Below are 4004 nucleotides of genomic sequence, written 5' to 3'. Positions count from 1 at the left end.
CGGACCGCGGCCACCTTGATGCCCGGCGTGGTGGTCGGCATGACGATGGTCGCGGCTGCGCCGCGCTTCGCCGCCGCCAGCGCCACCCCCTGCGCGTGATTGCCCGCCGAGGCGCAGATGACCCCGCGCGCCAGCTCGGCCTGACTGAGGGCCGCGATCCTGTTGTAGGCGCCCCGGATCTTGAACGAAAAGACCGGCTGCAGGTCCTCACGCTTCAGCAGGGCGGGCCGCCCGATCCGCGTCGACAGCCGCTTCAGCGGGTCGAGCGGGGTTTCCTCGGCCACGTCATAGACGCGCGCGGTCAGGATGCGGCGGACGGTGTCTTGCACGATTATCTCGATAAGCGGCGGAAGCGTGGGGTCGAATGACCTCCCGTCTAGGTCATATCGCGCGTGAAGAGCAACAGATTGCCTGTTGCGGTGCATCATGACGCCGTGGAGTGAAGGTATTTACCCGGATAAATTAAGCGCTTATATCATCCGGGTAAATATGGAGTTCCTCTCATGCATCCGACCGAACGCAAGGCGCTGGTCGCCGCCTATAAGGAGCGCCCCGTCATCGCCGGGGTGTTCGCCGTCATCTGTTCCGCCACCGGCCGCAGCTGGGTGGGACAGAGTCGCCACATCGACACCCAGCAGAACAGCCTGTGGTTCTCGCTGAAGACCGGCGGCAGTCCGTTCGCCTCCCTGCAGGCGGAATGGAAGGCGCACGGCCCCGACAGCTTTCGCTTCGAACAACTGGACCGTCTGTCGCCGGACCTGTCGGAAATGGCCCGCAAGGATGAGCTGAAGAAGCGCGCGGCGCTGTGGACGGCGCGGCTGGCCGCCGAGGCGCTGTAGATCGCGCTTGCGATGTAACCTGTAGGTGATATGTAACCTGTAGGTATCACGGGAGGCCCCGATGGACGACGACCTGAAGCGGGCGAAGGCGAACGAGCGGCGCCGGGTGAGGCGGTTGTGGATGGTCGCGGCGCTGGGCGGGCTGGGGGTGACGGCGAGTGTGCTCGGCGTTGTCATTGCGGAAAGCGGCGAGGGCTGGGTGACGGTCGCCGGCGTCGTTCTGGCGCTGGTGGGGCTGGGCGTCGTCATCGCTTCCTTTCCTCTGGCGGGTCGCTTTATGCCGGACGGCGACACCATCCGTGTCGAGAACGCCAGAGGCGGCTATCGCGACCGCGTTCAGAAGAAGCGGGCTGTGGCGATGGCCATCATGCCGCTGACGTCGCTCTTTCTTGTCTATCAGGGCACGATCTCGGCGTGGGCGATTGCTGGAGGTCAGGCGAACGCACAGCACTGGACCATGGTAGGGCTGTCGCCGATGGTGTCGGCGGTGCTGCTGATGATGGTCGCCGGTCTGGACAATCCCGGCGACAAGAAGATGAAGCGGTTGCTGGAGGACGAACTCACGCTGTCGTTCCGGCGTAGCGCTCTGAACACAGCTCTCGGCGTCGCCATGATCGGGCTTCTGGCCGTCTTCGCTCTCGGGCTGTGGAAGCCGCAGGCGGCGGTGGCGGCCCTGCCGGGGCTGATGTTCGTCACGGCCTCGGCGGCGGGGCTGCGTTACTGGCAGTTGGATCGGCGGGCCGCCGGTGGCTGATCGGCGTCTGGTTGTGAAGCTGAAGGCTGTCCGCACGGCGGCGGGCCTGACGCAGCAGGAGTTGGCCGACCGGGCCGGGCTGTCGCGCAAGACGGTGAACACGGTGGAGAACGGGGTCTTCACCCCGTCGGTGCTGGTCGCCCTGACGCTGGCGCAGGCGCTGGACGTGCCGCTGGACGCTCTGTTCACCCTGGAAGACTGAGGCGATTTCCCTTGCGCCGGGTACGGAAGAGCCTACATTGCGCCCGCTTATGCTAAGTTTGAGCATAAGTCGGGGCCGCGCAGACGGTCGTTGAGGGAGTAGGGACGATGGCGGATGGCGCTTTCGGTCTGTCGCAGGAACTGGCGGAAGAAACCGCCCCGGTGTGGGAGAAGGTCAAGGACCACGTCACCCCGCTGGAATGGCCCGAGCAGGCGCGGCTGATCAGCGAGATCAACCGACTGAAGCGCGAGCGCGACGCGGTTATCCTGGCCCACAACTATATGACGCCCGAGATATTCCACGGGGTCGGCGACTATGTCGGCGACAGCCTGGGGCTGGCCAAGGAGGCCGCCAAGTCTAGCGCCAAGGTGATCGTTCAGGCGGGCGTTCACTTCATGGCCGAGACGTCCAAGATCCTGTCGCCGGACAAGACGGTGCTGATCCCCGACCTGCGCGCGGGCTGTTCGCTGGCGTCCTCGATCACGGGGGCGGACGTGCGGCTGATCAAGGAGCGGCATCCGGGCCTGCCGGTCGTCACCTATGTGAACACCACCGCCGATGTGAAGGCCGAGACGGACATCTGCTGCACCAGCGCCAACGCCGTTCAGGTCGTTGAATGGGCGGCCAAGGAATGGGGCGTCGACAAGGTCATCCTGATCCCCGACGAATATCTGGCGCGCAATGTGGCGGCGCAGACGACGGTGGGCATCATCGCCTGGGCGGGCCACTGCGAGGTGCACAAGCGCTTCACCACGCAGGACATCGCCGATATGCGCGACGCCTGGCCGGACGCTGAGGTGCTGGCTCACCCGGAATGCCCCGAAGAGATCCTGCGCGCGGCCGACTTCGCCGGTTCGACGGCCGCCATGACTGAATATGTCGAGCAACGTCGGCCCAAGCGGGTGGTGCTGATCACCGAATGCTCGATGGCCTCGAACATCAAGGGCGACGTGCCGGAGGTGGAGTTCGTCGGTCCCTGCAACCTGTGCCCGCACATGAAGCGCATCACGCTGGAGAACATCCGCGACTGCCTGCTGCACATGCAGTTCGAGGTGACGGTGCCGGACGAGATGCTGGAGAAGGCGGCCCTGGCGGTGCAGCGGATGATCGACCTGCCGCCGCCGTCAAAGCCTGCGCGCTATGACATGGTCAAGGCGCGGCATCATGTTGATGTGGAGCTGATCTGACGGCCCTGCGGCGACGCGGCCCGTTGCGGCTCCGTCGCCACGCGCCCAGTTCGAATCCATGAGCGACACAGACAACACCCTTCCCCCTGGCGGGCGTCGACCCGGACCCTGGGACCCGCGTCCGGAACAGGCGGCGCCTACGCCCGCAGGCGAGACGCCCCGCTACAGCGCGCGTCATGAAGCGCCGCAGGAGGACAAGGGCCAGCACCCGGTCTGGGCGGTGGTCTCGACCCTGCTGATGGCGGGGTTCCTGTGGTTCCTGACCGGCAGCTGGGTGGTGGCGGGGGCCGTTCTGTTCGGCCTGTTCGTGCACGAGTACGGCCATGTGCTGGCGATGAACCGCGTCGGCATGGGCCCGGCGCGCATCTATATCATCCCCTTCCTGGGCGGGCTGGCGAAGGGCCAGCGTGAGCCGAAGAGCGAGTGGCACGGGGTTCTGGTGTCGCTGGCGGGGCCGGCGTTCGGCCTGCTGGCCATGATCCCCTTCGTGGCCGTGGGCCTGGCGCTGAAGGCGCCGGAGTGGCTGATGGGGGCTTTCTTCATCGCCATGATCAATCTGCTGAACCTGTTGCCCGCGCCGCCGCTGGACGGGTCGAAGGCGCTGGGGCCGGTGCTGACGCGGGTGCATCCGCGGCTGGAGCAGGTGGTGCTGCTGCTCATCGGCGGCCTGGCCGTATGGTGGGGCGTGTCGACAGGGCGGTTCATCCTGGCGGTCTTCCTGGGCCTGGCGGTGTTCGGCCACCTGAAGCGCGGCGTCTGGCGCGCGGCGTGGGGACAGTTGAGCTGGCCCGAGGCGGGGCGCAGTCTGGCCCTCTATCTGCTGACGGCCGTCGTCTGCGCGGCGGCGGCGATCGGCGCCCTGCTGCCGCTGACGGGCGGAGCGGTCGAACCGGCGTTTGAGATGGGCCTGCGGTTCTTCGGGTTGGGAGGCCGCTAGGCGAATGGCGCGCATCCGGCACGACGGGCCTCTGATCATCGGCGGCGGGCTGGCGGGCCTGTCGGCGGCGCTGGAGGCGGCCGAG

General features: G+C 67.0%; 6 protein-coding genes. 5 read left to right on the top strand and 1 reads right to left on the bottom strand.

Features of this window, described 5'->3' with window-relative positions:
• A partial coding sequence (locus tag RT567_RS14440; protein ID WP_409516181.1) for a pyridoxal-phosphate dependent enzyme occupies positions 1-332 on the bottom strand: 332 nt, incomplete at its 3' end.
• 171 nt (positions 333-503) lie between these two features.
• On the opposite strand from RT567_RS14440, the gene RT567_RS14435 reads away from it, so the two are divergent.
• The 5 genes from RT567_RS14435 to RT567_RS14415 all read left to right on the top strand — a co-directional run bounded on the left by RT567_RS14435 (position 504) and on the right by RT567_RS14415 (position 3919).
• Positions 504-839 (top strand): GIY-YIG nuclease family protein, encoded by a 336-nt coding sequence (locus tag RT567_RS14435; protein WP_313576959.1) that lies wholly within the window; start codon positions 504-506, stop codon positions 837-839.
• 61 nt (positions 840-900) lie between these two features.
• Entirely contained in the window at positions 901-1593 is a 693-nt protein-coding gene (locus RT567_RS14430; protein ID WP_313576958.1) for a hypothetical protein, read from the top strand.
• Positions 1586-1795: a helix-turn-helix transcriptional regulator gene (locus tag RT567_RS14425; protein WP_313576957.1), complete on the top strand. Its 210-nt coding sequence runs from the start codon at positions 1586-1588 to the stop codon at positions 1793-1795. The genes RT567_RS14430 and RT567_RS14425 overlap by 8 nt, the downstream gene beginning before the upstream one ends.
• A gap of 107 nt (positions 1796-1902) precedes the next feature.
• Positions 1903-2982, top strand: a complete 1080-nt coding sequence (gene nadA / locus RT567_RS14420; RefSeq protein ID WP_313576956.1) for a quinolinate synthase NadA — start codon at positions 1903-1905, stop codon at positions 2980-2982.
• A 58-nt stretch (positions 2983-3040) separates the two neighbouring features.
• Positions 3041-3919, top strand: a complete 879-nt coding sequence (locus RT567_RS14415; protein WP_313576955.1) for a site-2 protease family protein — start codon at positions 3041-3043, stop codon at positions 3917-3919.
• Positions 3920-4004 lie beyond the last annotated feature (85 nt).

The organism is Brevundimonas sp. (assembly GCF_032107865.1).
In the GTDB taxonomy this organism is placed as follows: domain Bacteria; phylum Pseudomonadota; class Alphaproteobacteria; order Caulobacterales; family Caulobacteraceae; genus Brevundimonas.
Note: the sequence above shows the minus strand (reverse complement) of the source record. Positions and strands in the feature narration are given on the sequence as shown.

Excerpts from the sequence above, each read along its gene's own strand:
- RT567_RS14435 (WP_313576959.1), top strand. The coding sequence starts at position 504 with ATGCATCCGACCGAACGCAAGGCGCTGGTCGCCGCCTATAAGGAGCGC.
- RT567_RS14430 (WP_313576958.1), top strand. The coding sequence starts at position 901 with ATGGACGACGACCTGAAGCGGGCGAAGGCGAACGAGCGGCGCCGGGTG.
- nadA (WP_313576956.1), top strand. The coding sequence starts at position 1,903 with ATGGCGGATGGCGCTTTCGGTCTGTCGCAGGAACTGGCGGAAGAAACC.
- RT567_RS14415 (WP_313576955.1), top strand. The coding sequence starts at position 3,041 with ATGAGCGACACAGACAACACCCTTCCCCCTGGCGGGCGTCGACCCGGA.